Origin of the sequence: Massilia eburnea, assembly GCF_009720745.1 — a bacterium.
GTDB lineage: Bacteria > Pseudomonadota > Gammaproteobacteria > Burkholderiales > Burkholderiaceae_D > Rugamonas > Rugamonas eburnea.
Genome location: NZ_WNKX01000006.1, coordinates 43,270 through 66,701, shown reverse-complemented (window position 1 = coordinate 66,701; position 23,432 = coordinate 43,270). Strand labels below are relative to the sequence as shown.

The 23,432-nt window shown below is 63.4% G+C and carries 18 protein-coding genes; 9 read left to right on the top strand and 9 right to left on the bottom strand.

All coding sequences use genetic code 11. From position 1 onward, the window contains the following. The first annotated feature begins 263 nt into the window (after nt 1-263). Nucleotides 264-2,087 carry a glycoside hydrolase family 13 protein gene (locus GM658_RS09580; protein WP_155453798.1) on the top strand — a complete coding sequence of 608 codons (1,824 nt, stop codon included), beginning with the start codon at nt 264-266 and terminating at the stop codon, nt 2,085-2,087. Continuing rightward, nucleotides 2,087-5,242 (top strand): alpha/beta hydrolase-fold protein, encoded by a 3,156-nt coding sequence (locus GM658_RS09575; RefSeq protein ID WP_155453797.1) that lies wholly within the window; start codon nt 2,087-2,089, stop codon nt 5,240-5,242. Before GM658_RS09580 ends, GM658_RS09575 begins: the two co-directional genes overlap by 1 nt. Here GM658_RS09575 and GM658_RS09570 read toward each other — a convergent pair. From GM658_RS09570 to GM658_RS09555, 4 genes are all read right to left on the bottom strand, one after another. Continuing rightward, on the bottom strand, nt 5,239-6,873 hold the full coding sequence (locus GM658_RS09570; RefSeq protein WP_155453796.1) for a methyl-accepting chemotaxis protein: 1,635 nt from the start codon (nt 6,871-6,873) through the stop codon (nt 5,239-5,241). The genes GM658_RS09575 and GM658_RS09570 overlap by 4 nt on opposite strands. 104 nt (nt 6,874-6,977) lie before the next feature. Next, nucleotides 6,978-7,487 (bottom strand): GNAT family N-acetyltransferase, encoded by a 510-nt coding sequence (locus GM658_RS09565; protein ID WP_155453795.1) that lies wholly within the window; start codon nt 7,485-7,487, stop codon nt 6,978-6,980. Then, nucleotides 7,484-8,047, bottom strand: a complete 564-nt coding sequence (locus tag GM658_RS09560; protein WP_229416836.1) for a GNAT family N-acetyltransferase — start codon at nt 8,045-8,047, stop codon at nt 7,484-7,486. The genes GM658_RS09565 and GM658_RS09560 overlap by 4 nt, the downstream gene beginning before the upstream one ends. Beyond that, entirely contained in the window at nt 8,040-9,341 is a 1,302-nt protein-coding gene (locus GM658_RS09555; protein ID WP_155453794.1) for an amidohydrolase family protein, read from the bottom strand. Before GM658_RS09555 ends, GM658_RS09560 begins: the two co-directional genes overlap by 8 nt. A gap of 175 nt (nt 9,342-9,516) precedes the next feature. Here GM658_RS09555 and phaP point away from each other — a divergent pair, with 175 nt between their 5' ends. From phaP to GM658_RS09535, 4 genes are all read left to right on the top strand, one after another. After that, nucleotides 9,517-10,095: a TIGR01841 family phasin gene (phaP, locus tag GM658_RS09550; RefSeq protein WP_155453793.1), complete on the top strand. Its 579-nt coding sequence runs from the start codon at nt 9,517-9,519 to the stop codon at nt 10,093-10,095. A gap of 186 nt (nt 10,096-10,281) precedes the next feature. Continuing rightward, nucleotides 10,282-12,033 carry an ABC transporter ATP-binding protein gene (locus GM658_RS09545; protein ID WP_155453792.1) on the top strand — a complete coding sequence of 584 codons (1,752 nt, stop codon included), beginning with the start codon at nt 10,282-10,284 and terminating at the stop codon, nt 12,031-12,033. Nucleotides 12,034-12,142: 109 nt separating this feature from the next. After that, nucleotides 12,143-13,801: an ABC transporter ATP-binding protein gene (locus GM658_RS09540; protein WP_229416857.1), complete on the top strand. Its 1,659-nt coding sequence runs from the start codon at nt 12,143-12,145 to the stop codon at nt 13,799-13,801. 76 nt (nt 13,802-13,877) lie between these two features. Beyond that, nucleotides 13,878-15,740, top strand: a complete 1,863-nt coding sequence (locus tag GM658_RS09535) for a methyl-accepting chemotaxis protein (RefSeq protein ID WP_155453790.1) — start codon at nt 13,878-13,880, stop codon at nt 15,738-15,740. A 22-nt stretch (nt 15,741-15,762) separates the two neighbouring features. On the opposite strand, the gene GM658_RS09530 is transcribed toward GM658_RS09535, so the two are convergent. Continuing rightward, nucleotides 15,763-17,316, bottom strand: coding sequence for a hypothetical protein (locus GM658_RS09530; protein WP_155453789.1), 1,554 nt, complete (start codon nt 17,314-17,316; stop codon nt 15,763-15,765). Continuing rightward, nucleotides 17,313-18,188, bottom strand: coding sequence for an ABC transporter ATP-binding protein (locus GM658_RS09525; RefSeq protein WP_155453788.1), 876 nt, complete (start codon nt 18,186-18,188; stop codon nt 17,313-17,315). The genes GM658_RS09530 and GM658_RS09525 overlap by 4 nt, the downstream gene beginning before the upstream one ends. A 321-nt stretch (nt 18,189-18,509) precedes the next feature. On the opposite strand from GM658_RS09525, the gene GM658_RS09520 reads away from it, so the two are divergent. Beyond that, the gene (locus GM658_RS09520; protein ID WP_155453787.1) at nt 18,510-20,540 is read left to right on the top strand and encodes a tetratricopeptide repeat-containing diguanylate cyclase; all 2,031 of its coding nucleotides are present in this window, start codon (nt 18,510-18,512) and stop codon (nt 20,538-20,540) included. On the opposite strand, the gene GM658_RS09515 is transcribed toward GM658_RS09520, so the two are convergent. Next, the gene (locus GM658_RS09515) at nt 20,537-20,833 is read right to left on the bottom strand and encodes an apolipophorin (RefSeq protein ID WP_155453786.1); all 297 of its coding nucleotides are present in this window, start codon (nt 20,831-20,833) and stop codon (nt 20,537-20,539) included. The two genes, GM658_RS09520 and GM658_RS09515, sit on opposite strands and share 4 nt — an antisense overlap. Nucleotides 20,834-20,884: 51 nt before the next feature. On the opposite strand from GM658_RS09515, the gene GM658_RS09510 reads away from it, so the two are divergent. Then, a complete protein-coding gene (locus GM658_RS09510; RefSeq protein WP_155453785.1) occupies nt 20,885-21,523 on the top strand; it encodes a hypothetical protein in 639 nt (212 codons plus the stop codon). On the opposite strand, the gene GM658_RS09505 is transcribed toward GM658_RS09510, so the two are convergent. Both GM658_RS09505 and GM658_RS09500 read right to left on the bottom strand, forming a co-directional pair. Beyond that, nucleotides 21,507-21,788 (bottom strand): hypothetical protein, encoded by a 282-nt coding sequence (locus GM658_RS09505; protein WP_155453784.1) that lies wholly within the window; start codon nt 21,786-21,788, stop codon nt 21,507-21,509. The genes GM658_RS09510 and GM658_RS09505 overlap by 17 nt on opposite strands. A 44-nt stretch (nt 21,789-21,832) precedes the next feature. Continuing rightward, nucleotides 21,833-22,288, bottom strand: coding sequence for a hypothetical protein (locus GM658_RS09500; protein WP_155453783.1), 456 nt, complete (start codon nt 22,286-22,288; stop codon nt 21,833-21,835). 111 nt (nt 22,289-22,399) lie between these two features. Between GM658_RS09500 and GM658_RS09495 the strand changes: the two genes are divergently transcribed. Beyond that, entirely contained in the window at nt 22,400-23,425 is a 1,026-nt protein-coding gene (locus GM658_RS09495; RefSeq protein WP_229416835.1) for a M29 family metallopeptidase, read from the top strand. Nucleotides 23,426-23,432: the final 7 nt, after the last annotated feature.

Below are 23,432 nucleotides of genomic sequence, written 5' to 3'. Positions count from 1 at the left end.
TTTATTTCGACTACACGGGAATCCTTGGAAAGCGAACGCTCTTACGGACGCTCTGAGGCGGATTCTGTACTAAAACTAGATTTGGTGTCAATGAATGACCATCATCACAAACGTGTATTTCTGCCTTCCGCTACGGGCTCCCTCTGGGAAATAATGAGCTCGCGTTGTATTTCGGCTACAAATTTGGACGGACCGACGTGTAGTAGAACTACAGTCAAATTGGGTGTATTGTCGGGCCCAAAGACATTTCGACCGGAGAATCGATGAAGAAGACCGCTTTGGCCGCCTTCCTGGCCGCTACCATTTTGACAACAGCATCTGCCGCACCGGCGGCCGTGGATCATATGGAACCGCCCTTCTGGTGGGCAGGCATGCAGAATCCCAAGCTGCAGCTGATGGTGAACGCGCCAAACCTGGCGGACCTGGATCCTTCCATCGACTATCCGGGCGTGCGCATCGGCAGCGTGACCCGCGTCGCCAACCGCAATTACCTGTTCATCGACCTGGTGCTGGCGCCGGACGTGGCGCCGGGCAGCTTCGACATCCGCTTCTCTGCGCCCGGCAAACCCGACCTGACCTACAGCTACCGGCTGCTGGCGCGGACGCCTGGATCGGCGCAGCGCCAGGGCTTCAACAGCGCCGACGCGATTTACCAGGTGATGCCGGACCGCTTCGCCAACGGCAATCCGTCCAACGACAACTTGGCGGGTATGCCGGACAAAGCCAACCGCGCCAATGGCAATAGCCGCCACGGCGGCGACCTGGCCGGCATGGCCGCGCACCTGGACTATGTGAAAGACCTGGGCTTTACCCAGATCTGGCCAACGCCGCTGGTGGAAAACAACCAGGATAGCTACTCCTACCACGGCTACGCCGCCACCGACCATTACAAGATCGACGCGCGCTACGGCAGCAACGAGGAATACCGCGCCTTCGTGGCGCAGGCGCGCGCACGCGGCATCGGCGTGATCCAGGACGTGGTGCTGAACCATATTGGCAGCCATCACTGGTGGATGAAGGATATGCCGATGCCGGACTGGCTTGGCTACGACGGCAAGTACACACCTACCGCGCACCACCGTGTGGCCAACTTCGATCCATATGGCAGCAAGGAGGATGCGCGCAACTTCACCCAGGGCTGGTTCGGTCCGCATATGCCGGATATGAACCAGAATAATCCCTATGTGGCGAACTACCTGATCCAGAACAATATCTGGTGGGTCGAATACGCGGGCCTGTCCGGGCTGCGCGTGGATACATACGGCTATTCCGAAACGCCCTTCCTCACCGAATGGTCGAAGCGGGTACTGGCGGAATATCCCCACCTGAACATGGTGGGTGAGGAGTGGAGCCCGCGCATTCCTGTCGTGGCGCGCTGGCAGGCGCTGAATGCGCCGAGCATGATGGACTTCCCGCTCAACGACGCGTTGCGCAAGGCGCTCGGCGATACCGACGGCACTTACCGCCTGTATGACGTCTACGAGACCCTGGCCCAGGATTACCTCTATCCGAACCCATCCAACCTGGTGCTGTTCGAAGGCAACCACGACCTGGCGCGCAGCTTCAGCGTCGTCAATGGCGACCCGGCCCTGCTGCGCATGGTGCTGGCGTTCACCTTCACCGTGCCGCGCATCCCGCAGTTCTACTACGGTACGGAGGTGCTGATGCCGAGCACCGTCAAAGGCCGCGACGATCCATCCTACCGCCGCGACATGCCGGGCGGCTGGGCAGGCGACAAGGTGAATGCCTTCACCGGCGAGGGACTGAACGCCGAACAGCGCGAGATGCAGGCCTTTGTGAAAAAACTGGTCAACTGGCGCAAGACCTCCAGCGCCGTCCAGCATGGCAAGATGATGCAGTTCGGCCCTGAGCAGGACACCTACGTCTACTTCCGCTACGACGACAAGCAAAAGGTGATGGTGGCGCTGAACAAGAACGATAAGGAAATGACGCTTGACGCCGGCCGCTTCCGCGAAATGCTGGCTGGCGTGCGCAGCGGCACGGACGTGATCACCGGCCGCACTATTCCGCTGGCAGGAAAGTTCACCCTGCCTGCTCGTTCGGTACTCGTGATGGAGGTCAGATAATGCGGCGCCTTCCAGGGCGGCAGGCGCTGGCGGCACTGCTCGCCGCAGCGCTCGCAAGCACCGCCAGCTTCGCACGCGCAGGCGCCGCTGTCGATCTTCCCTTCGGCAGCTACAAAGCCAGCTTTGCGACGCCGGATCCCCAGGCCGCGCTGCGCAGCTACACGCAAACGACGACGATGCCGCTGCGCGACGGCGCCCCGCAGTCGATCACCTACACCGAGCAAGCCGGCCTGCCCCAGGTCCGCAGCGGCAACCTTGCCTTCGATGCGTTGTTCGCGCTGGCGATCGCGGAGATGAGGCAGGATTCGGTGCAGGCCATCCGCGACGGCAGCTACAACGGCGGCGCCCCGATCGCCTGCGAATGCTTCGAAACCGGCGAGAAATGGCACTACGTCTGGACCCGCGACCTGTCGTACGCGGCCAGCCTTGGCCTCGCCATGCTCGACCCTATACGCACACGCAACTCGCTGCAATTCAAGCTCTCCGGCTACCGTGGCGGCAAACCGCCGCTGGCAGCCGGCAGCGACGACGGCCTGCAAATCGTGCAGGACACTGGCAGCGGCGGCAGCTGGCCAGTCAGCACCGACCGTGTCAGCTGGGCCTTTGGCGCTGAACAAACACTCAACGCCCTGCCGCCGGAGGAGCGCAAACAGTTCGCCGCCATCGCCCTGAAAGCCCTGCGCAACACCATCGAGAACGACCGCATCGCCGCCTTCGACCATGCCAGCGGCTTGTACAACGGCGAGCAGTCCTTCCTCGACTGGCGCGAACAATCGTATGCAGCCTGGATCCCTGGCGACCTGTCCAGCATGGCATCGTCCAAAGCGCTGTCCACCAACGTCGCCCACTACAAGGCGCTGACGCTGGCAGCGGAACTGGCCCAGCAAAGCGGCGAGCATGACGCTGCAAAGCGCTACGCGCGCTGGGCAGCGGACCTGAAGATTGCCATCAACGACCGCCTGTGGCTCAAGGATGCCGGCATGTACAGCAGCCTGACCGCAGGCCACTTCGACGGTGCGGCCACGCACAAATTCGATTGGCTTGGCCAGTCGCTCGCCATCGTCACCGGCGTGGCGGATGCCGAACAGGCGCAATCGATACTCGCGCGCTATCCGCATGGCCCGCTCGGCGCGCCGGTCATCTGGCCGCAGCAGCCAGGCGTGCCGGTGTACCACAATCGCGCCCTTTGGCCCTTCGTTACCGCCTACGGCTTGCGAGCGGCGGCCCAGTACGGGAATGTGGCTGTGGCGGATGCCGCCTATGCCAGCTTGCTGCAAGGCGCTGCGCTCAACCTGTCGAATATGGAGAACATGGAGTGGCGCAGCGGGGATCCGTCTGCGCCAGCCATCAATTCGCGCCGGCAGCTTTGGTCGGTAGGCGGATTCCTGGGCATGGTGGTGCAGCAGGTCTTCGGCATCAGCGCTGACACCGAGCGCTTGCACGTAAGCCCGTTCATTACTTCCCGCTTGCGCCGCGAGTGGTTTGCCGGCAGCGGCGTGATCGAGCTGTCAGGACTGACATTGCACGGCAAGCGGCTGCACCTGAAAATCAAGCTGCCCCCTGCGGAAGCGCGCGACGGCTACTACCTGCCCATTGGCGGCAAACTGAATGGCAAGGATGCCGGCGGGTCAGCCGCGTGGAACGAGCTGGCTGAGGACAATCTGCTGGAAGTTGAAATGGGGCCGCTGGTGGAGGGACGGCAGCAGATTACCCTGGCGGGCAGCGAGGCCGCCTCGACCGCGCCGCCAGAACCCGTCCTCCAGCAAAAAGCGCCTTCCGGCGGCGCGAAGCGCGACAGCTGGGCGGCCTTCCGCATTGAGCCGGGAGCGGGGACATCGCCGGATGCGCGCTTTACTATCTACCGCGATGGCAAGCTTGCCGCCGCCGGCGTCGCAGCAGGCGATTGGACGGACCGGGCCATGCGCACAGCGGCGCCATGCTATGCAGCCGAGGCGATCTATCCTGCCGCCGGAACGCGCAGCCACCACTCGCAACCAGCCTGCCTTGCGGACGCCAGCAGCACTGGCGAAGCGGTCAGCGTTGCGCGCGACGGCCGCTATCACGTCCAGCTGCGCTACAACAACCACGCCCACCAGATCAACCTCGGCATCACCAACGCCGTGCAAATGCTGCGCTTGCGCGACCAGCAGGGAGCGGTGGCGGCTGAGGGCATTGTCCAGATGCCGCACAACGCCCCCGCCAACGGTCCCGCATGGTCTACGCCTTTGACGGCGCATTTGAAGCGCGGCAGCTACCGCCTTGAGCTGCAGCCCTTCTACAATATGAGCACCCTGCAAAGTAACGCCAGCTACGCCGACGCCGGCGGCGCAAGCGGCGCCCGCAACAGCGCCGAGGTGCTGGGTGTGCGCCTGCAGCCCGCACCAGCGGCCGCCGCGCCGCCACGGCACGGCACCCTGCAGCTGGTCGAGAATTTCAAGTCTCCCCAACTGGGCAACGAGCGCACGCTGCGCATCTACCTCCCGCCCAGCTACGGCAGCGACACCAAACGCCGCTACCCCGTGCTCTATATGCACGACGGCCAGAACCTGTTCGAGCCGAAAACCGCCAGCTACGGCACCGAATGGAATATCGACGAAGTGATGGACCGCCTGGAACGGCAAGGCGAAATGGAAGAAGTGATCGTCGTCGGCATCGACAACACCAGCGATCGCATTGGCGAATACACTGGCAGCAGCGATCCAAAGTACGGCGGCGGAAAACTCGACGCCTACGCCGCGTTCGTCGCGCAAACGGTGAAGCCTTGGGTAGACAGCCAATACCGCACCAAGCCAGGCCGCGAGCACACGGCGGTAATGGGCTCATCGCTCGGCGGGCTGGCCTCGATCGGCATCGCACAACGTTATCCGCAGCTGTTCTCGATGGCCGGCGGTTTTTCCAGCTCCTTCTGGTGGAACGGCCAGGAAGCGCTGAAACATCCGCCGCTGCGGATGCCCGTCAGGTTCTACATCGATGCGGGAACAGTCAACGACGGCCTGGAAGAAAGCGAAGCATTCCGCCAGGCCATGGTGAAACAAGGCTACCGCGAGGGCCGCGACCTGCTGTTCCTGGCCGACCCGGGCGGGCGCCATAACGAACAGTCCTGGGCCAGCCGCGTGCACGTCGCGCTGGCCTGGTTCTTCGGCAAGAAGCCTTAAGCCGGCAAGGCCCGCAAGCTGCGGTTTGCGGACAGCTGCATGCGCCCGGCGCCAGCGCCGGTCTCGCGCAGCCGGAACACGGAAACCGCTTCCGTCAGGCTGGCGGCCTGCTGCTGCAAAGCTTCGGCAGCCGCTGCCGCTTCCTCCACCAGTGCGGCGTTCTGCTGCGTCACGCTATCCATCTGCGTGATGGCATCGCTGATCTGCTCGATGCCTTCGCGCTGCTCGCCCGTCGCAACGGCGATCTCGCCGATGATGGACGTTACGCGCCGCACGCTGTTGACCACTTCGTCCATCGTCACGCCAGCCTCGCCGACCAGGCGGCTGCCCTGCTCCACCCTCTCGACGGAATTGCTGATCAACTCCTTGATCTCCTTTGCCGCCGCAGCCGAGCGATGCGCCAGGTTGCGCACCTCGCCCGCCACCACGGCAAAGCCGCGTCCCTGCTCGCCCGCACGCGCAGCCTCCACCGCCGCGTTCAGGGCCAGGATATTGGTCTGGAACGCAATACCATCGATCACGCCGATGATGTCGACAATCTTGCGCGAGGACTCGTTGATCGCCCCCATGGTCTGCACCACTTCCGACACCGTCGCGCCACCGCGCACGGCGACATCGGACGCCTCGTCGGCCAGCTTGCGCGCCTGCGTTGCGTTCTCATTGTTCTGGCGCACGGTGCTGGTCAGCTCGGTCATCGAAGAAGCGGTTTCTTCCAGCGAACTGGCTTGCTGTTCGGTGCGTGTTGACAAGTCCATGCTGCCGGTCGCCACCTCGCTCGAGGCGCTGGCAATGGTTTCCGTGCCTACGCGCACGCGGCTCACGATGTCGGACAGGTTGCCGCTCATCTGCTTCAGCGCCCCCAGCAACTCGCCCACTTCATCCCGGGTCTTGACTTCGACATCGCGGCTCAAGTCGCCAGCCGCCACAGTCTTGGCGATATCGATCGCCTGGTCCAATGGGCGCGTAATGCCCTGCACGATCCACCACACGATGACAGCACCAACGGCCGTTGTCACCACCAGCACGATCAACAGCGTGATGGTGGCCGAACGGGTCGTCGCATCGGCAGCCGCAGCCGCCTCCGTCACATTCTTTTTCGACAGCCCATCGATGAGTTCGACGATCTCATCGATCTTCCTGGTCGGTGGACGGTCCATGCCCGACACCGCCTTGTCGACGATCTTGTAGCTTTCCGGATTGGCCGTATCGAATTGCTTGAGTGCGGCTAGATAGTTCTTGCCCAGGTCCTCATGCATCTTGATGGCTTCATCATCAAGGTTGGTCTGGACATGCAGTTTGTTGAACAGTCCAGCGAGCTTCTTCAGCTCGGCATTAGTAGCCTGCGAACTCTTTGTGAATGCAGCCGTATATTTTTCCAGCTGGGCCGGATCATGGCCACGGATGAGGATGTTCTTCCACTCCTGCACCTGGATCTTGAATTCAACCTGCGCACTGCGCGCAGTATCGACAGCCTGGGTCAGGTCGACCGAGCGCTGCATGCTCTGGGCGTTATTTGCCTTGATGGAACTGATTGCGCTCCAGCCCTGGTAGCCGACCGTTAGCAGGGCCAACATGAAGAAAGCGCCCAGCAAGCCCAGGCGCACTCCGATCTTAAGATTGCCGAAGTTCATGATTATTTTCCCTAGGTAAAAAGGCGATGTTATGCCTTCAGGACTGCAATCTTCATCATGCGCCCTAAAGTACTAAAAGCCAAGAAACCTGTACTAACTACAATCTAGCTGTGGCGCAGGGGAAACTCGATACGGTAAAGATCCGTATCCTTCTCTGTTGCGAGGCGCTCGACATAGTTCATGCCAAGCTTTTTCAACAGTTCCGAAGAAGCGGTATTGTCGGGCGACACGATGCCCAGCAAGCGCGGCAGGCCGACCACGTCACGCCCATAAGCCATTGCCGCCGAGGCAGCTTCCCAGGCATAGCCCTGGCCCCAGTAGGCTGGCAAGTAGGCATAGCCTATATCGGTATCGGGCAGCGTGTCGCGCTTGATCAAGCCGCACATGCCGATGCAGGCGCCATCTTCCTTGCGCGTGACCATCCACAGCGAATAGCCAAGCTCCAGCTGCATGGCCATCGGGCCGGCCAGCAAGGCAGCGCGCGCGCCCTCCAGGTCGCGCACGCCCTTGTCGCCGATATTGGCGAGGAAGGACGGCTCGTTTACCAGACGCAGGTAGAAAGAGGCATCGTCAAGAGTCAGGGGACGCAGGGTCAGTCGTTTGGTATCGATCATTGCTCCGGCCAATCGTTAGGGTCGGCCAGGAACTTGTACATCACATACACGTCAACAAAACCGAGCTGCTGGTGCCGATAGGCGCGCGGCAGCGTGCCTATCACTGAAAAGCCGAGCCGCTTCCACAGCAGCACGGCGGAGACATTAGTACTGACAACGTAATTGAACTGCATGGCGAGATAGCCGTCGCGCCGCGCCTGTTCTAGGCAGTGGCGGCCCAGCATCTTGCCGATGCCCACGCCTTGCGCAGCGGGGCTGACCATGAACGAAGCATTGGCAACATGCGAACCGCGATCGAGCTGGTTGGGCAGCAGGCGGTACATGCCGAGCAGGCGGCCAGTGCTCAGCACCGCCACCCAAGACTTGATGCCGCGCCCGAACCAGAAGGCGTGGCAATCCTCGCGGCTGGTATCGGCCGCAAAGTAATAGGCATCACCGCTGGCAACCAACTCCTGGAAAATGGTCCACATCGCGTCGAAATCGGCTTCCCCGGCGGGGCGGATGACAATGTCTTTCAAAGCTGCTCCCAACGGCAGAAATGATGATGAATTTTCATTCATTTTCCATTGCAAGTCCAGCCGGCGGGGCCAAGCGGAAATCGACCTGCGCAGGGCGCCCCGGCAAATCCAGGCGCGCTACCGCTGGAGGAGATTCCGCCACAATGCGGCCACGGCGCAGCACCAGCAGCCGCGCTGCGCGCAGGCGGATCGCTTCCACCGGGTCGCCCGCATCGAGCAGCACCAGGTCCGCGTGGCAGCCTGGCTGCAGGCCATAGCCTTCCAGCCCGAGGATTGCGGCCGGCGTTTCGGTCACGGCGCGGAAACAGGCACGCATGGCATCCTGCCCCGTCATTTGCGCCACGTGCAGGCCCATGTGAGCCACTTCCAGCATATCGCCCGAGCCCAGGCTGTACCACGGGTCCAGCACACAGTCGTGGCCGAAGGCGACGGGTATGCCGTGCGCCAGCATTTCCGGCACGCGCGTCATGCCGCGCCGCTTGGGATAGGTGTCGTGGCGGCCCTGCAGGGTGATGTTGATGAGCGGGTTGGCGATGGCCGCTACGCCGGCTTCCTTCATCAACGGCAGCAGCTTGCTCACATAATAGTTGTCCATCGAGTGCATCGAGGTCAGGTGCGAGCCGGCCACCCGGCCGTGCAGGCCGAGGCGCTGGGTGTGGAAGGCCAGGGTTTCTATGTGGCGCGAGAGCGGATCATCCGACTCGTCGCAATGCATGTCGACGCGCAGGCCTTGGTCGGCCGCGAATTCGCACAGGATGCGCACGGATTCGGCGCCCTCCGCCATGGTGCGTTCAAAGTGCGGGATGCCGCCCACCACATCGACACCGAGGGCGAGCGCGCGCTTGAGGTTTTCCAGTGCGCCTGGGCTGCGCAGCACGCCATCCTGCGGGAAGGCGACCAGCTGCAAATCAAGGTAAGGCGCGACGCGGCGCTTGACCTCCAGCAGCGCCTCCACCGCCAGCAAGCGGTCGTCGCACACATCGACATGGCTGCGGATGGCAAGCAGGCCGCGCGCCACGGCCCAGTCGCAATACTGCAAAGCGCGCGCCACGAGGGCTTCCTGGGTCAGCTGCGGCTTCAGTTCGCCCCAAAGCGCAATACCCTCCAGCAGGGTGCCGGACTGGTTCACGCGCGGCAAACCATAGCTGAGTGTGGCATCCATATGGAAGTGCGCATCGACGAAAGGCGGGCTCACCAGCTTGCCCGCCGCATCAATCTCACGCGCACCCTTCGCTTGCAAAGAAGGAGCAACTGCCGCGATGCGGCCATTCTCGATTGCCAGGTCGACGCCTTGGCGGCCGTCCGGCAAGGCGGCATTGCGGATGACAAGGTCCATCAAAGTGCTCCACTCGTAGGCGATGGCCGATTGTAGGCAAGGCGCGCAGCGCCCGCAATGTTGCAGCGCATTACTTCTACTTCAAAAGCCGGCAAAAATGTCTTTCCAATACATTATTTCGTCGCTAGAATGGGTTTATTGCAGCGCACCATTTCCCATCGATCCAGGAGAAAATATGTTTTCGAATCCCGAGCAATTTTCCGCAGCTACCAAGTCGCAGCTGGAAGCGCAGCTGAAAATCCTCAACAATTTCGCCACCACGGCCTTCGAAGGCGTGCAAAAGGTGATCGCCCTCAACCTGAGCACCACCAAAGCCAACGTCGAGAAGAGTTCCGCCGCTGCGCGCGAACTGCTGGAAGCGAAAGACCCACAAGAATTCTTCGCCAAGAGCACCGCCCGCGTGCCGAACTTCGACGGCCTGTTCGCCTACAACCGCGAGCTGTTCAGCATCGCCAGCAAGACCCAGGCCGAACTGTTCCAGGCCGCGCAAGAGCAGCTGAAAGAAGCCGGCAAGCAAGCGGTGAAAGTGCCAAAGCTGGCCTCGCCCGTAGCTGCGCCAGCGCCTGCCCCCGCACCGGTTCCTGCACCGAAGGCCGGCAAAGCCGAAGCCAAGCCAGCCGTAAAAGCCGAAGCCAAGGTCGAAGCCGAAGAAAGCAAGCCTGAAGTGAAGGCCGAAGCGAAAGCCGCCAAGCCAGCCGCCAGCTTCCCCGACCCGAAAGCCCCAAGCGCCAACGGCGCCAAGGCCCACAAGTAATTTAAAAGTCGGGGTCAGGAAAAAAAGGGGACGTAACACATTAATCGCAGCGCGATTAATGTGTTACGTCCCCTTTTTTTCCTGACCCCGACTTTCATCTTCGCAGGCGCTGGGTGGCGGCTCCGGCGAAAAATTCTGCCCTGAGGTATCCTTGCAGGCTCTTGGCAGCATTTTTCTTCTAAGCATATGAGTTTATCGCGCCTGATCGGTGGCTTCGTCCGTAGCCATTGGCGTTCTTACGCGGCAGCCGGCGCCATGCTGGCCGGCGTTGCGGTCATCGGTATCTGGATTCCGCGCCAGATCGGCTTGATGGTCGATGGCCTGGCGTCGGGCAAACTCGGCCGTGATTCGCTGTGGCAGCCCATCGGCCTCCTGCTCTTGCTTGGCGTGGCGAACTATGGCTTGCGCGTGGCCTGGCGCATGAAGCTGTTTTCGGCTGCTTACATGCTGGGCGTGGAATTGCGCACGCGCTTTTACCGCCGTTTGTCGCTGCAAGGCCCGCAATTCTTTCAGAAGCAGCGCACCGGCGACCTGATGGCGCTGGCCACCAACGATATCGATGCGATCGAGATGGCTGCCGGCGAGGCGATGCTGGCCGGCTTCGATGGTTCGCTGACCCTGCTCCTGGTGCTGGGCATGATGCTGGTTGGCGTGGACTGGCGCCTGGCGCTGTTTGCCCTGATTCCGTTTCCCTTCATGGCTTTTGCCTTCTGGCGCATTTCTTCCCATATCCATACCGCTTCCGCCGATTCATTGAAGCGTTTCAGCGCGCTGAACGATCATGTGCAGGAGACCCTGTCCGGTGTGCGTACCTTGCGTGCACTGGGCCTTGAACAACGCAGCAGCACGCGCTTCGGTGAACTGGCCGGGGCGGCCGCAGGTTCGGCCCTGACCGCGCAGCGCTGGGAGGCGGCTTATGAACCTGCCGTAGGCTTGACGCTGACCGCGGCGACCGGACTGTCGCTGGGCCTGGGCGGTTTCCTGGTGTGGCGCAACGAGCTGACCATCGGTGAACTGACTTCCTTCAGCATGTACCTCGGCCAGTTGATCTGGCCGATGTTTGCGGCGGGCTGGGTGCTGTCCCTGATCGAGCGCGGGCGCGCGGCTTACGCGCGCTTGCAGCCGATGCTGGATCAACCGTTGACCATCGAGGACCACGGCACCCTGCCGCACGTCGCGCCTGGTGCGCTGGAATTGCGCAATGTGGGCTTTTCCTATCCGGGCCAGCATGAGGCGGCGCTTTCCGATATTTCCCTGACGCTGAAGACGGGGCAAACCCTCGGACTGGTCGGCCCTACCGGTTCGGGCAAGTCGACCTTGCTGCGCGTGCTGCTGCGCCAGCTCACGCCGACGCACGGCAGCGTGCAGTGGAGCGGCCATTCGCTTGACCAATACACGCTGCAGGCGCTGCGCGCGGCCATCAGCTGGGTGCCGCAGGAATCTTTCCTGTTCTCGGCCTCGATTGCCGACAATATCGCGCTGGCGCGTCCTGGCGCTACGCGCGCGGATGTGGAGCGCGCGGCCGGCCTGGCCGCCATCCACGACGATATCCTGCTGTTCCCGCACAAATACGAGACGGAAGTGGGCGAGAAAGGCATCACTCTTTCCGGCGGCCAGCGGCAGCGCGTGGCGATTGCGCGCGCCCTGCTGTCGGATAACGATTTGCTGCTGCTCGATGATGCGCTGTCTGCCGTCGATACCGCCACCGAGACCGCCATCCTCGAACACCTGGAAGAACTGCGCCGCGCCCACACCACGCGCAGCGCCATCATCGCCAGCCACCGCTTGAGCGCCGTGGTGGATGCGGACCAGATCGTGGTGCTGCACCACGGCCGCATCACCGAAGCGGGCACGCATGAAGAACTGCTCGCGCTGAACGGCTGGTATGCCAGCCAGTGGCGCTATCAACAACTGGAGGCCAGCCTTGACGCAGCCTGAACGCGCCCGCCAGCAAACCAGCCAGGCCATCGGCTTGCTGCGCCAGGCTTCCGCCCCCGACCTGCACCATCTGGGCTGGGCCGTATTGTGGCTGGCCCTCGCCGCAGGCATGGAAGTGCTGGGGCCCTTGCTGGGCAAGCGCCTGATCGACGAGCACCTGCTGCCACGCCACCTGGATTGGAGCCGCATGGCGTTCCTGCTCGGCGGGGTGCTGCTGACAGGCTGGATTGCGAGCTGGGTACGCTACCTGCAGCTGGTGCGGCTGTCTGGCGTGGCGATGCGTTCCGTGCAGCGCCTGCGTGAGCGGGTCTATGGCCATGTACTGCGGCTGCCGATGGTTTTCTTCGACCGCGCCATTACCGGCCAGCTGGTGTCGCGCGTGACCAATGACACCGAGGCCGTGAAAGGCCTCTACATCCAGGTGCTGTTCGTCATCCTGGACAGCACCATCGTTCTGGTTGGCACCGTGTCCGCCATGGCTTGGCTGGATTGGCGCCTGATGACCATCGTGGTGGCGCTGCTGCCTTTCGTCCTGTTGATCGTCTGGGCTTACCAGCGCCTCAGCGCCCCGGCCGTGACGCGCGCACGCCAGCTGCGCAGCGACATCAACGCGCAGATCGCCGAATCCATCGGCGGCATGACCGTGCTGCAGGCAAACAATGCCGAAGAGCGCTTCGGCAAGCGTTTTGCCGCGACCAATGCCGAGCACTACACCCAGCGCCTGGCCGAAATCCGCGCCAACGCCTGGCTGCTGCGTCCCGCGCTGGACATGCTGAACATCATCCTGCTGGCGTCGGTGATCTTCATGTTCGGCCAGCGCGATATGAGTGCGGCGGAAGTCGGCGTGCTGTACGCCTTCATCAACTACATCGCGCGCGTGATCGAGCCGCTGATTCAGATCACCATGCAATTCAGCCAGCTGCAGCAGTCCGTAGTCGCCACCTCGCGCGTGGCCACCCTGCTGGCCGAGCAGAGCGCGCCGGAGCACCGGGCCGGCAGCGCCGCCCACACCCGCCATGCCGCCAATGACGATGGCGCGCCAGCCATCGAAATCGAGGCGCTGGACTTTGAGTACATTGAAGGCCAGCGCGTGCTGCACCAGCTTTCGCTCGATATCCCGCAAGGCAGCTTCTTCGGCATCGTCGGCCATACCGGCAGCGGCAAATCGACCTTGCTATCGCTGCTGCTGCGCTATTACCCGGCCCCGCATGGCAGCATCCGCATGAACGGCATGCTGCTCGATGAAATCGACAACGAGCAGTTCCGCGCCGATGTCGGCCTGGTGCCGCAAGATCCCTTCCTGCTCGCCGCTTCGGCGCACGAGAACATCGATATGGGCCGCGGCCTGCCGCAGCGGGAAATCGAAGCGGCGGCGCGCGCGGCCCACTGCCACGACTTCATCATGGCCATGGAAGACGGCTACCAGACCATGCTGGGCGAAGGCGGTTCGCGCCTGTCCTCCGGCCAGAAACAGCTGATCGCCATTGCCCGCGCGCTGGCCGGCAAGCCGCGCATCCTGCTGCTGGACGAAGCCACCTCGCGCATCGATTCGCACACCGAGCAGATCGTGCAGGAGGCAATGAACGAGTTGCGCGGCAAGGTCACCATCATCGCCATCGCGCACCGCCTGTCCACCATCCGCGAGGCGGACCGCATCATCGTGCTGAATCATGGACGCATCGTGGAACAGGGTGCGCATGAGGAACTTATGCAAATCGACAACGGTTTATACCAGCGCCTCTATCTTTTGCAACAGCTTGCCGCCTGATTGTTTGTGTCCGCACGAAAACTATTACTAGTCAACAGATAGTCGGCGTATGCTGTCCGCAAAGGAGGACAGCGCCATGCAAAAGAGCCTATCGATCAAACGGATCTTCCTCGCGTTCCTTGCCATCACCGTGGTGCTGGCGATGCTGACAATGTTGTCGCTGATGCGCGTTTCCAGCAAAGAGGCGGAGGCCAAGAAGGCCGCCGATTCGCGCTACCAGTCCTACCTGCTGGCCGACGAATTACGGCAAAGTTCGGACGACCTGACCCGCCTGGCGCGCACCTACGTGGTGACCGGCGATGCGGCTTACGAGCAGCAGTACATGGACATCCTGGCCATCCGCAACGGCCAGAAGCCGCGCCCGCAGCACTATGAACGCATCTACTGGGATTTCGTGGCGGCCGGTGCGCCGGTCCCGCCCTCCTCCGGCCAGGCCATTGCCTTGTCAGAGCTGATGAAGCGCGCCGGCTTTACCGGCCAGGAATTCGCCAAGCTGAAGGAGGCCGAGGCCAATTCCAATGAACTGGTTCGCACCGAGGTGATCGCGATGAATGCGGTCAAGGGCAAGTTTGACGATGGCAAAGGCGGTTTCACCAAAGAGGGTCCGCCCGATCCTGAAATGGCGCGCAACATCATGCACGACAAGGCCTATCACCAGAACAAGGCCAAGATCATGCAGCCGGTGAATGAATTCCTGTCGCTGCTGGATGAGCGCACCAGCGCCGAGGTGGCCGCCGCCAGTTCGGCTTTCGACAAGGCGCAATTGCTGGCGCAGCTGCTGCAGGCGCTGTCGGTGGTTGCAGCCGTGGGCTGCCTGCTGTTTGCCTACCGCTACATCCGCTTCGGCCTGCAGCAGGCGATCGATACCGCCGAGTGCATTGCAGGCGGCGATTTGAGCCGCGATATCGACACCTCGCGCAGCGATGAAATCGGCCAGCTGCTGCAAGCGATGGAGCACATCAACAAAGGCCTGGCCGACATGATCGGCAATATCCGCGGCAGCACCGACCAGATGACGGTCGCCACCACGGAAATCGCTACCGGCAACGCCGACCTTTCCTCGCGCACGGAGTCGCAAGCGTCTTCGCTGGAGGAAACCGCCAGCGCCATGGAAAACCTGACCGATACCGTGCAGCAGAACGCCGGCAATGCGCAGCAGGCCAACCAGCTGGCGGCCGATGCCGCCCATGTGGCGGAACAAGGCGGCGATGTGGTGGCGCAGGTGGTGACGACGATGGGGGCGATCAAGGATAGCTCGGCGCGCATCAACGACATCATTGGCGTGATCGACGGCATTGCCTTCCAGACCAATATCCTGGCGCTGAACGCGGCGGTGGAAGCGGCGCGCGCCGGCGAGCAGGGACGCGGCTTTGCGGTGGTGGCGTCCGAAGTGCGCAACCTGGCGCAGCGCAGCGCGGCGGCGGCCAAGGAGATCAAGGAACTGATTGGCGCTTCCGTGGCGCGTGTGGAAGAAGGCGGCCGCCTGGTCGATGCCGCCGGCGACACCATGCAGCGCATCGTCGCTTCGGTGCACAAGGTTGCCGGCATCATGGGTGAGATCACCAGCGCCAGCGCGCAGCAGAGCAGCGGCATTGGTGAGGTGAACCAGGCCATCGGGCAGATGGATGCAATGACCCAGCAGAATGCCGCGCTGGTCGAACAGGCCGCAGCGGCGGCAGAAAGCTTGCAGGAACAGGCGCAGGCACTGGCCAAGGCTGTCAGCATCTTCCGCCTGAAGGGTGGCGCCGGCGCGGCGCAAAATACGCCCGCTGCGGTCGCGCGGCCCGTCGTTGCGGCGGCTTCCGCGCGGCCAGTGCGCGCCGTGCCTGCGCTGCGCCCTGCCCGGACGCCACCTCCAGCCCAGGCAGCGCGGCCCGCACCGGCATCATCGGCGCGCTCTCCACGCCCGGCTGCCGGCGACGACTGGGAAGAGTTCTGAGCTGCTGTCCCCGCGCCGCGCGTCAAGCGTTGCGCCAGCGGCTGTGGGCGCAAGCCGCCAGCCAGGCCAGGCTCCCGGCCAGGACCCAGCCTGCAGCGGTGAGCGCCGTGGCCGCGCCGTTGAAGCCGACCATATCGAGCACAGCCTCCTTCGGTGCGTTGAGCGCGATATACCAGGTGAACAGGAATAGTGCGAGGAATAGCCGGGAGCCGCGCGTCAACCCGCCCAGAAGGCTGGCTGCCGAAGCCAGCGCGATCACGCCGCCCGCTGCCGCAGCGCCCCGCACCGGCGAATCGCCAGACCAGCGCAAGGCCACCATCAGCAGGGGCAACCCGAGCACCACGCTGGCCGCCCATTGCCGCAGGAAGCGCCGCAGCACGCCGCCTGGCAGAACGCCGGTCATGGCCTCCGCGCCGTTCTGCCAGTCGCGCGGCGCGATGCCGCACACGATAACGCCCCAGCAGGCCACGCCCACCGTCATGACGCCGGGCAGTGCCGCAGGCCCGGCCAGCACGGCCGACACGGCTCCAGCGGCCACTGCCAGCGTGGCGGCCGGCGACATGGACAGCACCAGGGCCACTTCCGCCAGCACTTCACCGGCAAAGCCCGGAACCCGCATTGCCAGCGCCGGCAACGGGCGCACCAGCAGGGTCACCGGGCGCAGCAGACGGTCGGCCAGCGCCAGCAAGCGGTTGCCGCGGGAAGAGCGCCGCCGCACGCGGTCCGGTGAATAACGGTGGAAGAACAGTGCCGCTGGCGCCAGCAGCGACGTGGAAAGCACGAAGGTGAAAGCGCGAATGCCAAAGGCGCGCAAGGTCCAGAAGGAATCGGGGATCACGACCGGCGCCACCGCCGGATCAAATCCATGCCTGCCCATGGCGAAGTATGTCGTGGCAAAGTGCTCGCGCAGCGTCGTAACGGCCACCGACAGGCCCGAGAAATCGAAGTACATCGGCCAGCTCGTCCCCGGATTTTCCACCACGCCCGCCGTGGCGCCAAACTGCAGGCACCACAGGAAGAAATACAGCACGTCGCCGCGCTTGCCGACCAGCGCGCCGATATTGTCGAACAGGACCGCAGCGGCAGATGCGTAGCTGACGACCGGCAGCAGCATCAGCAGGTAGGTTTTCAGGTAGACCAGCAACTGGACCGGCCCCTCGCCGCGCAAGGCATGCAGCACCAGAGTGGAACCGAGGTAGGCCAGCACGAACAGCAGCAGGTACGCCACGCCGCCCAGCCAGCGTCCGAATGCGAGCAAGGCGTTGCCGGCGCCGGTGGCGCCGATCACCGCCCCCATGCCGCTTTGCAGGTCCTCTGCCGCCCGGCCGCGCACGAGAAAGAAGCCGGCCAGGCCAAGCAGGATGCCGGCGATGTGCGCGCTGCCAAAGGCCAGCGCCTGGCTGGTGTACAGCACGCGCTTGTGATCGATCACCATCATGGTGACGCCGCTGGCAGGATCGCTGATCGCCAGCCAGCACAAGCCGACCGCCACCAGCAGCGCCACCAGCGTTGACAGGCGGCGCAGCCGCAGCCGCACTTCATTGAGCGCGATCACGCGCAAGGCCAGCATGTTCATGCAGCCTCCGCCACGGGATCGCTCATGGCGTAACGCTGCGCCATCAGGGCTTCCTCCAGGCTCGGCTCGACCGCGAGCGCACCGGCCAGGGGCTGGCCCGGATGCGCCACGCGCAGCTGCACCTGCGTCCCCTGGCGCTGTGCCTGCAGCACGTGCAGCCTGCCGCGCAGCGCTTCGTAATCCGCCGCGTCGACACTGGCCTGCCATACCTGGCCGCGCGCGCGCTGCAGGATGGCGTCCGGCGTTTCCAGCGCCAGCAAGCGGCCCTTGCGCATGATGGCAAGCTGGCCGGCAATGCTCTCCACGTCCGGCACGATATGGGTGGAAACGATTACCAGCTTGCCGAAACCGAGTTCGGACAACAGGCGGCGGAAGCGCAGCCGCTCCTCCGGATCGAGGCCGGCGGTCGGTTCGTCCACGATCAGGATATCGGGGTCGTTCAGCAAGGCCTGCGCAATGCCGAGCCGGCGCCGCATGCCGCCCGAGAACGATGCGGCCGGCCGCTGCGCGTGTTCGGCCAGGTTGACCAGTTCCAGCAAATGGCGGATGCGCGCCGGGTCGCGCACCCCTTTCAGCGCGGCGAAATACTGCATGCATTCGAGCGCGGTCAGGTTCGGGTAGACGCCGAACTCCTGCGGCAGGAAGCCAAGGCGGCGACGCATCGTATCCGGATTGCGCACAATGTCGATACCATCGAACAGGATGGCGCCGGCGCTGGGACGCGCCAGCGTAGCAACCAGCTGCATCAAGGTGGTTTTGCCGGCGCCGTTGTGACCGACCAGTCCGACTACCCCGGTACCAAGTTTCAATGACACGTCGTCGACCGCTTTCAGGTCACAAAAAACCTTGCTCACATTGCGCAGTTCTAACATGTTGTATTCGCCTCAAGATTGACATGGAGGCGACTGTACCGGGGCCGGCTTCAGCGTGCCCGGGCAATGCGACGAACGGTTGAATTGGCGGGCCGGCTTGCAATATTGAGAAACTCGTTACACAAGTAGAAAGTCTACTTGCATTTTCCCCACACTCACGGGCTCTAACATGCAAATAGTGAGTGACCATGCGGCTTTCCGGCTTGCAACAGGCATATAATGAACCGCACACGCTGCTCACGCGACCCACAAGGACCCAAGTTGCCAGGCTTTCAGGTTTCGACCAATTCCAAGCGCCTTCGATTGCTCGCTGGCGCCTGCATGCTTGCGCCGCTCCTTGCACTGGCCCAGTCGCCGCTGGACCAGGACATTGCCCAGATTCGCGAGCAGGTACGTTTCGTTCCTGAAAAAGCATTGTTGCAACTGCAGCAAATGGAACCGGTGGCGCGCTCCGCACCGGCACTGACCCGCGCTGAATTCCTGGCTCAGCTCAGCCTTGCCCACCGCAGCCTTGGCAAGCATGACACCGCGCTCGCCCTGGCCGAAGAGCTGTACGACTTCGGGGTCAAGCAGGATAGCAAGGCCATCATGGCCAAGGGCTTGCTGATCAAAGCCTATGTGCGCTCGGCGATGAACGAACGCCAGATCTCGCACGAACTCGCGCTCGAAGCGGAAAAGATGGCAGCGGACACCAACGATCTGGTGCTGCGCGTACAGACCACGATTACCGCGGGCCAAAGCTATGCCGAACAGGGCAATTACCCGGTAGCGCTGAGCCGCCTGCAATCGGCGGTGGAAATGGCGCACCAGGTCGAGAACGACAAGCTGCCGCTGGCCAGTGCGCTGAATGCCCTGACCCTGCTCTACACCCAGATGCGTGAATTCGACAAGGCGTGGGAGACCCTGGGCGAAACCTTTGAAGTGACGGAAACCCTGAATTCGCCCGGCCGCATGGCGATGGCCAACAATGCCGAATATGGCCTGGCGGTCGACACGCAGCAGTACAAGCGCGGCATGCGCGCGCTGCTGGCCAACCTGGAGATCACGCGCAAGCTCGGCGCCAAGCGCATGATCGCCACCACCCTGGTCAATATCTCCGACGTCAACCTGAAGCTGCATGACTTCCCGACCGCGCTGCGTTATGCCCAGGACGCCTCGGCGGCCGCGCGCGACAGCCTCGACGAGGCCAACGAGGCCACCGCGCGCATCAATGCCGGCCAGGCCTACATCGGCATGAACAAGGTCGCCGAAGGCAAGAAGTCCTTTGCGCTCGGCATGGCCTACTTTGAAAAGATCGGCGACAAGCCTGACCTGCAAGCCCTGCTAGCCGAGTACGGCGAGGCGCTGGAACGGGCCGGCGATTACCAGGGTGCGGTCGAAGCCTACCACCGCGAGCGCCAGATCTCGAACGAAATGTTCGAGTCCTCACGCAAGAAAGCCGTGTGGGAGCTGCAGGAAAAATACGACACCGAAAAGAAGAAGCGCCAGATCGAGCAGCTGTCGCACGAGAATCAGGCCAAGGGCGCGGAGCTCACCGCACGCCGCCTTCAGCAGCGCATCTGGTGGCTGCTGGCGGTGGTGTTTGCGCTGGCTGCGGTCATCGTCGGCCTGCTGTACCGCAAAGTGCGCCAAGCCAATGCCCAGCTCGAGGTCAAGAACCTGGAGCTGAAGGCGCAAAGCTCGCTCGACCCGCTCACTTCGCTGTACAACCGCCGCCACTTCCAGGAATACATGCGCACGCATAACCAGGTGGAGCGGCGCGGCGCCAACGGCGAGGACATCGTCGGCGCCCTGTTCCTGCTGGACGTGGACCACTTCAAGCACGTCAACGATACCTATGGCCATGCCGCCGGCGACGCCGTGCTGAAGATGATCGCGGAAAGCTTGCGCATCGCGCTGCGCGAGACGGACATGATCGTGCGCTGGGGCGGCGAGGAATTCCTGGCCTTCCTGCCGGCCATTCCGCGCAACGGGGTGGAGGAAATTGCGCGCCGGATCCTGAGCTGCGTGTCGTCGCAGCCGGTGCCGTTCCAGGACCATATGATCCACGTCAACGTCTCGGTCGGCTTTGCGCCGTTCCCGCTGGCGCCGGGCGGCTCGCCACTGCCATGGGAGCGCGCAGTGAACCTGGTGGACATGGCGCTCTACCTGGCCAAGGCGCACGGCCGCAACCGCGCTTACGGCGTGCGCGGCTTCTCCAATTTCGAGGAAACCTCGATGGAAGCCATCGAGCAGAACCTTGAGCAGGCCTGGCGCGCCGGCTTTGTCGACCTGACCCTGGTGCTGGGCGGCATGCCCGACGAGCCGCCGCCCAGCAACGTGGTTCCCTTGAAGTCCAAGTCAGGAAACTAGTCTTTCTTTTCCTTGCGCGCCTCGCGCGCGGAATCCTGCATTTCCTTGCCCGCCTGCTCGACCTTTTCACCGAGTTTTTCGGTGGCCTGGTTCAGCTTTTCACCTGCCTGCTGGGCTGCCTGGTCCAGTTTCTCGCCGGCCTGGTCCAGCTTCTTGCCGGCCTGGCTGGCGGCCTTGTCGATCTCGCGCCCGGCCTGCTCAGCGGGGCCGATATGCTTGTCGTCCGGCTTCTGGCAGCCGCCCAGCACGGCCAGCGAGAGTGCCGCAAAGAGTGTTGCGATCAGGGTTTTCATGGTGTCTCCTTTGCTTCCGGCATAGTGAAAATGTTACGCTAGAATACTCCAATGGACGCGCACATTCCCATCCTTAAGCGGGCGGGCATGGTGCTGGTGGTGCTCGGCGCCTGCGATCTGCTGGCCATCCGCTCCGGCCTGTTCCTGCTGGGCGCAGCAGCCGGCGTCGGCTTGCTCCTCGGTAGCTTGCAGGTGGCGGCACTGGTGCGCTGGGCCGCCGCTTTCGGCCTGTGCGCGCTGGCCGTCATGATGCTGGCCTGGCCCCTGATGCAGCCGGTGGACCTGACCCTGGCCCAGCTCAAGCTGCAGCCGCGCATCCTGCCCTCCCTCATTACCAGCGCCACCTGGATGGTGCTGTTGCACTGGCTGTACCGCACCCTTGGCGCCCCGGCCGTGCTGGCCGCCGGCCACAAGCCGCGCGATATGGGACTGGCGGCCGCCAGCGGCGCAGCGCTGTCCCTGCTGCTGTGCGTCATGCTCTTGCTGCTGCTGCACGGCGAAGCGGCCGATCACGCAAGGCTTGCCGCCGAACGCAAGTTCGGGCCGGATTACCGCTACCACGTGGCAGCGCTGAAAGTATCGGCATCGGACAAGGGCAAGCTGGTGGAAGGCCTGGTCACGGCCTGGAATGGCAAGGAAATCCGCACTATCCCCGTGGCCTGGCAGGAGGACGCTAACGGCGGCCGATGACGAAGGCGCCCACCAGCGCGGCGACGCCAAACACCAGCAAGGTGCTGCAGAAAGCCAGATTGAGGAATTTGGAGAGGTTGAGCACGCCGAGCAAGGCTGCGCCCAGGAAGGCCAGGCCGAAGAACAGCAGCCAGCCAGCGGTATCGGCTGCGTTCCGTTCGCTGCCGCGCGCCAGCGCCTGGCGCATGAACGCGCGCCGGATGAAGTTGGATGCCAACAACATCACAAGGAATGCGCTGCCGGCCGCGAAAAGGCTGAATTTCATCTGCCCTCCAGTGTTGATCCCTGGGCAGATGGTAGCACTACGGTTTAATCGGCGACGATTTTTTTCGGCGGCGGCGGCGGAGCGAAAGCGACGTTATCGCCTTCCGGTGCGGAATCCTGGGCCTCCGACTGTTCCAGCCAGCGATCCAGGCTGGCGCGGCGGCGAATGGTGATGCCCTTGTTGCTGATATAGCCAATCTGCTCGAAGTTATCCAGCTTGCATACCATCTTCGAAGTGGTGGGCAGGTTGTCGCGCAGGCGCTCGTAGGCCTTGCGCGCCTTCTGCTCCCACTTGGCCAGGGTCGGCTCGCTGAAGCGGTTGCTCTCGTAGTAGATGGTCAGGGTATGGTCATGGTTGCCGAAGCCGACCACCGCAGCGCCTTTGCGGACGGCGTTCAGGACGTCTTCCTTGATCGTGGCAGTGGGGACGAAGACTGCCGCGCGGCTATCCGTCTCATCGGGCCGCTGCAGCGGCAAATCCTGGCCAAACTGTACACCCATAGGAAAGTTTCCTCCCAGCTATATTCTTCCGATTCTACCTCGCGCCCGGTGCCGGTTCAAGCAGCGGCGCGCCGTATAATGCGCAAGCCTTATCCTCTTTATAGTCCGACAATGAATGCTTTTCCACCTGCTGCCTGGGATGCGGCAGCCCGCAACGTAAGCGACCTGCTTGCCCACGCCATCGAATACGCCCCGCCACAGCAGGCGTTGGTCGTGTTCGACCAACGCTGCCCGCTGGCTGAAGTGCTGGCCGCAGCCTACCGCGCGGCGCTTCCGGCCGGCCGTTTCATCGATTTCGGCACGGTCCAGCCTGAAGAAGTACTTGCGGCTTTCGCACAACTACAGGCAGGCGATCTGGTGGTATTGGTGCAGACTACCAGTTTTCGCCTGAACGAATACCGCATCCGCATGGAGCTGTTCAAGCGCGGCCTGAAGGTGATCGAGCATATGCATTTGTCGCGCATGCCGGGCGAGCAGGGACTGGTGTACGTCGACGCGCTGGCCTACGATCCCGCCTATTACCGCGGCGTGGGCCACGCGCTGAAGGCGCGCATTGAACGTGCGCGGTCGGGCGTGGTGGAGAGCGGCGGCGAGCGGCTGGTATTCGCCTCGCCGTTCGAAGAGGCCAAGCTGAATATCGGCGATTACGGCGCGATGAAGAACGTCGGCGGCCTGTTCCCGATCGGCGAAGTATTTACCGAGGCGCAGGACCTGGAAGCGGTCAACGGCCGCGCCAAGGTGTTTGTGTTCGGCGACACCACCTTCCACGTCAACCGCCCAGCCACCCCGATCACCATGATCGTGGAAAAGGGCCGCGTGGCCGGCGCCGAAAACAGCACGCCGGAGTTCGATAATATGCTGGAGATCATCCGCGCCCATGAAGGCGAAGTATGGGTGCGCGAACTGGGTTTCGGCATGAACCGCGCCTTCTCGCGCGAGCGCACGGTGGACGATATCGGCACCTACGAGCGCATGTGCGGCATCCACCTCTCGCTGGGGGCCAAGCACGGCCAGTACCAGAAGCCGCAGTTCAAGCGCAAGGACGCCCGCTTCCACGTTGACGTTTTCGTGCAGACCGACGCTGTATTCCTGGACGATGACCAGGTCTACCGCGACGGCCGATGGGCGCCAGCGTAAAGGCCAG

Coding starts and splice junctions, on each gene's coding strand:
- GM658_RS09580 (WP_155453798.1), top strand. CDS start 264: ATGAAGAAGACCGCTTTGGCCGCCTTCCTGGCCGCTACCATTTTGACA.
- GM658_RS09575 (WP_155453797.1), top strand. CDS start 2,087: ATGCGGCGCCTTCCAGGGCGGCAGGCGCTGGCGGCACTGCTCGCCGCA.
- GM658_RS09570 (WP_155453796.1), bottom strand. CDS start 6,873: ATGAACTTCGGCAATCTTAAGATCGGAGTGCGCCTGGGCTTGCTGGGC.
- GM658_RS09565 (WP_155453795.1), bottom strand. CDS start 7,487: ATGATCGATACCAAACGACTGACCCTGCGTCCCCTGACTCTTGACGAT.
- GM658_RS09560 (WP_229416836.1), bottom strand. CDS start 8,047: ATGAATGAAAATTCATCATCATTTCTGCCGTTGGGAGCAGCTTTGAAA.
- GM658_RS09555 (WP_155453794.1), bottom strand. CDS start 9,341: ATGGACCTTGTCATCCGCAATGCCGCCTTGCCGGACGGCCGCCAAGGC.
- phaP (WP_155453793.1), top strand. CDS start 9,517: ATGTTTTCGAATCCCGAGCAATTTTCCGCAGCTACCAAGTCGCAGCTG.
- GM658_RS09545 (WP_155453792.1), top strand. CDS start 10,282: ATGAGTTTATCGCGCCTGATCGGTGGCTTCGTCCGTAGCCATTGGCGT.
- GM658_RS09540 (WP_229416857.1), top strand. CDS start 12,143: ATGGAAGTGCTGGGGCCCTTGCTGGGCAAGCGCCTGATCGACGAGCAC.
- GM658_RS09535 (WP_155453790.1), top strand. CDS start 13,878: ATGCAAAAGAGCCTATCGATCAAACGGATCTTCCTCGCGTTCCTTGCC.
- GM658_RS09530 (WP_155453789.1), bottom strand. CDS start 17,316: ATGAACATGCTGGCCTTGCGCGTGATCGCGCTCAATGAAGTGCGGCTG.
- GM658_RS09525 (WP_155453788.1), bottom strand. CDS start 18,188: ATGTTAGAACTGCGCAATGTGAGCAAGGTTTTTTGTGACCTGAAAGCG.
- GM658_RS09520 (WP_155453787.1), top strand. CDS start 18,510: ATGCTTGCGCCGCTCCTTGCACTGGCCCAGTCGCCGCTGGACCAGGAC.
- GM658_RS09515 (WP_155453786.1), bottom strand. CDS start 20,833: ATGAAAACCCTGATCGCAACACTCTTTGCGGCACTCTCGCTGGCCGTG.
- GM658_RS09510 (WP_155453785.1), top strand. CDS start 20,885: ATGGACGCGCACATTCCCATCCTTAAGCGGGCGGGCATGGTGCTGGTG.
- GM658_RS09505 (WP_155453784.1), bottom strand. CDS start 21,788: ATGAAATTCAGCCTTTTCGCGGCCGGCAGCGCATTCCTTGTGATGTTG.
- GM658_RS09500 (WP_155453783.1), bottom strand. CDS start 22,288: ATGGGTGTACAGTTTGGCCAGGATTTGCCGCTGCAGCGGCCCGATGAG.
- GM658_RS09495 (WP_229416835.1), top strand. CDS start 22,400: ATGAATGCTTTTCCACCTGCTGCCTGGGATGCGGCAGCCCGCAACGTA.